Source organism: Streptomyces boluensis, assembly GCF_009908195.1.
GTDB classification, from domain to species: Bacteria; Actinomycetota; Actinomycetes; order Streptomycetales; family Streptomycetaceae; genus Streptomyces; species Streptomyces boluensis.
On the sequence record NZ_JAAAHS010000535.1, the window covers coordinates 1 to 4,064 of the forward strand.

The 4,064-nt window shown below is 72.0% G+C and carries 2 protein-coding genes; both read left to right on the forward strand.

The window, feature by feature from the left end:
- The first annotated feature begins 217 nt into the window (after window positions 1-217).
- The gene (locus GUY60_RS35370; protein ID WP_161705464.1) at window positions 218-2,224 is read left to right on the forward strand and encodes a serine/threonine-protein kinase; all 2,007 of its coding nucleotides are present in this window, start codon (window positions 218-220) and stop codon (window positions 2,222-2,224) included.
- A 148-nt stretch (window positions 2,225-2,372) separates the two neighbouring features.
- Window positions 2,373-4,064 (forward strand): protein kinase (locus GUY60_RS35375; RefSeq protein WP_161705466.1); only part of this gene is annotated, 1,692 nt, incomplete at its 3' end.

Genomic DNA, 4,064 nt, shown 5'->3' on the forward strand with positions numbered 1-4,064 from the left:
CCCCACCAGGCACCCTCCCCCCGCCAGTGGACGAAGTGTGATGCTTGTGCGGAGTCGTGATGGGTGTGGTGTGAGGTGGCTGTAGTGAGTGCTGGTCGGTCATATCGGTCCCTTGGTGTGTGCCGGGCCATCATCGCGTGGACCCGGGCCTTCCCCCACCCCGGGCATGAGAGACAATGGACGCTCTGCCAGGGCGGGTTGATTGCAGAGGGGACGCATGTCGGAGGCTGAGCAGCCGAAGGAGACCAAGGGTCGACTTCTCGCCGGGCGGTACCGGCTGGGAGAGGTTCTCGGTCGCGGCGGCATGGGTACGGTCTGGCGTGCGGTCGACGAGACGCTCGGCCGGACGGTGGCGGTCAAGGAGCTGCGTTTTCCCTCGGCGATCGACGAGGACGAGAAGCGGCGGTTGATCACGCGGACCTTGCGTGAGGCCAAGGCGATCGCCCGGATCCGGAACAACGGCGCGGTCACGGTCTACGACGTGGTCGACGAGGACGACCGTCCGTGGATCGTGATGGAGCTCATCGAGGGCAAGTCGCTTGCCGAAGTGGTGCGTCAGGACGGGCATCTGACTCCGGTGCGCGCCGCCGAGGTGGGGCTCGCGGTCCTTGACGTGCTGCGGGCCGCGCACCGTGAGGGGATCCTGCACCGGGACGTGAAGCCGTCGAACGTGCTGATCGCCGGGGACGACGGCCGGGTGGTGCTGACGGACTTCGGGATCGCGCAGGTCGAGGGCGATCCGTCGATCACCTCGACCGGCATGCTCGTAGGGGCGCCCTCGTACATCTCGCCGGAGCGGGCCCGTGGGCACAAGCCGGGGCCGGCGGCGGATCTGTGGTCGTTGGGCGGGCTGTTGTACGCGTCGGTGGAGGGGGTTCCGCCGTACGACAAGGGCTCGGCGATCGCCACGTTGACCGCGGTGATGACGGAGTCGCTCGAGCCGCCGCGCAATGCCGGGCAGCTGGAGAAGGTGATCTACGGGCTGCTGGAGAAGGACCCGGATCTGCGGCTCGACGACACGGGCGCGCGGGCGTTGCTGAACGACGTGATCCACGCTGCCCCCGACGCCGATGCGGTGACCGGGGCTGATGATCCGGTGGACGCGACCCGGGTGGTGCCGTTGCCCGAGGTTCCCGCCGAGAGTGGTCCCCGGCGCAGTGAGGCCGCGGCCGAGCGGTTGCGTGGGGCGTTGCGGTCGGTGCGGAACGCGGCTGCGGCGTCGGCCGCGGGAGCGAAGTCCGGTACGGGAACGGCTGGTTCGGGCAAGTCCGGTACGGCGACGGCGGCCGGTGACGGTGGTGCTAAGGGTGACGGCGCGGCGGCGGCAGCGCCGAGCGGGGACGAGAGCGCACCCGCATCCGGAACCGGAATCGCAACCGGAACCGCGTCCACATCCGCAACCGGAACCGGAACCGACCCCGGTCGTGCGGCAGGCGGCGGCACGCGTGCGGCGATCACCGATGTGGTGCCGCGGCGCACCCTCGTCGTCCTGGCGGTAGTGGTCGCGCTCGCCGTTCTGGGCACGGTGCTGGCCGTGGCGTTCAGTGGTGGCGACGAGACCCCGGCCAGCAAGGGCAAGGGCGGCTCGTCGGCGTCCGCCGGGGCTGCCGCGGGTGGCGACGGGGGCAAGAGCGAGGACGGGACGGGCGAGCCGGAGCCGGGCAAGGACGAGGGCGACGGCAAGGGCACCGGCGCGGGCGGTGAAGAGGCCGGTGGGGACGGCTCCGGATCCGGCAAGGGGAAGGGCAAGGGGAAGGACGATGCCCTGCCCGCCGGGTACGCGAAGGTGTCGAACGGCCAGTTCATGTTCGCCATGGCGATGCCGGAGAAGTTCCGGCGTACCGCCACGGCCGGGCAGAACTCCGGTGCCATCTTCAGTGAGAACGGTGGATTCCCGCGCGTCCAGATCGACTTCAACCGCAGCCCCGGCGACGACGCGGCGGGTGCGTGGCGTCAGCTCAGGGACGCGGTCAGCGGGAGCATGCCCAACTACCGGCACATCCGGATAGCGGAGGTCGACTACCGGGGCTATCCGACGGTCGCGGACTGGGAGTTCGAGCGCGACCAGCGCGGGGAGCGGGTCCGGGTGCTCAACCGGGGCTTCAAGGTCGACGCCGGACGTGGCTACTCGATCATGGTGACCTGCAAGGCCGACGCGTGGAACGACAAGGAGTGCAAGACCCTGCGCGAGACGGCGTTCAGGACCTTCGAGCCCAAGGACTGACGTTGGGCTGACGGACGTGGGTCCGGCGACCGTTCTGCTGATGGCAGAGAGCGGCGGCACCGCGCGCCGGGGCCACGTATCGTGAAGGCCGGGGGCAAGAGACGGTCGGTACAGGGGCGTTGGGTGCGCGCGCTGACGGGGAGGCGACGTGGACGAGTATGCGGGTCGGGTGCTCGCCGACCGTTACCGCCTGCCGTTGCCGCCTTCGGACGAGTACGAGTTCGCCGAGTCCCGCGCCTTCGACACGTACAGCGGGCAGGAAGTCCTGGTCCGGCAGGTGCCGTTGCCGGAGACCGTCGACGCCGAGGTGCTCGACGAGGACACCGGGCCGTACGGCACGGGGGCGACGGCCTACGGTTCGTCCGGGCGGTCGACGCGCACGCCCGCTGATCCGGCGGTGCGGCGGGCGATCGAGGCGGCGCAGGCCGCCGCGCAGATTCCCGACCATCCGCGCCTCGACCAGGTCTTCGACGTGTTCGCGGAGGACGGTTCGCTGTGGATCGTCAGTGAGGTCGTGGCGGCGCTGCCGCTCGCCGCGCTGATCGCGGACCGGCCGCTCTCGCCGTACCGCGCGGCGGAGATCGCCTCCGATGTGCTGACCGCGCTGCGGGTGCTGCACGCGCACGGCTGGGTCCACCGGAACATCACGATGCGTACGGTCCTGGTCTGCGACGACGGTCGCGTCCTGCTCACGGGCCTCGCGGCGGGCGCCGCCGAGGAGGCGCTCTGCGGGTACGACCCGGTGCCGGAGACCGTGTCGGAGACGGTGTCGGACGCGGTGCAGGACCTCGGCGAAGAACCCCACCCCGACGAAGAACCTCGCCCCGACGAAGACCCGGACGTCCCGCAGGCGGAGGCATCGGGGCCGCCCGGTCGGATCGTCGATCCGTACGGGGTGGCCGGGCAGAGCCTGGTCAAGAAGGGCAAGGGTGGGCCGGGCGTGCCCGCCCAGAAGGTCAGTACGTGGGACGAGTTGGTGGCCGCGGCGGAGCCGGGGGTTCCAGGGAGCGGTGACGGGCGTAAGGGACCTGCCACGCCCTTGGCCGCCGAGCGGGCCCGGCAGGCGCGGATGAACGTGGTGGGCGCCGTCACCGAGCGCTGGGCGCCGGAGCAGGCCGGACCGGTGCACGAGAACTGGCAGTTGGCGGCTCCGGTCGGGCCCGCCACCGATCTGTGGGCGCTGGGGGCGCTGCTTTTCCGGGCTGTGCAGGGGCATGCCCCGTACCCGGAGGACAGTCCGTACGAACTGGTGCAGTTGGTGTGTGCGGAGCCGCCCGCCTTCGCCGAGGAGTGCGGGCCGCTGCGGCCCGTCGTGGAGTCGCTGCTGCGCCAGGACCCCACGGAGCGGCCGGACTTCGAGGAGTTGCGTGGCTGGCTGCGCTCCCTGGTCAGGTCGGCGCCCGAGCCGGAGGCGGGGCTGAATGTGGTGCCTTCGCCGCCGTTCGACCGTACGAAGCTTCCGGTGGTACGCCGTCGGGGCGAGCTGGTGCGCAGGCGGCGCGCGGGCCGGTCGGCCCGGTCGGGGCGGCACAAGCGGGGCCGTGCGGCGCAGGCGGCGTATCTCGAACGGGGTGCGGAACCGACGGCCCTGGACCCCAGGTCCGCGGGTGCGCCCCGGGTGGAGCGCGCCCCCGAGCCCGAGCGTGTCCCGAGGCAGTCGCGTGCCCCGCGGCCGTCGCGCCCCCCGAAGGCTTCGCGCGCCCCGCGTGAGCAGGAGGCGCCGCGCAGGCTCGGGCGGGTGCTGCTCGTGGTGATCCTGCTCGGCCTCGTGGCGGCGGTCGCGTATGCCGTGCTGTTCCTGCCGAAGGCCGGCGAGGACGGGGCTGAAGGGGCGGGGGAC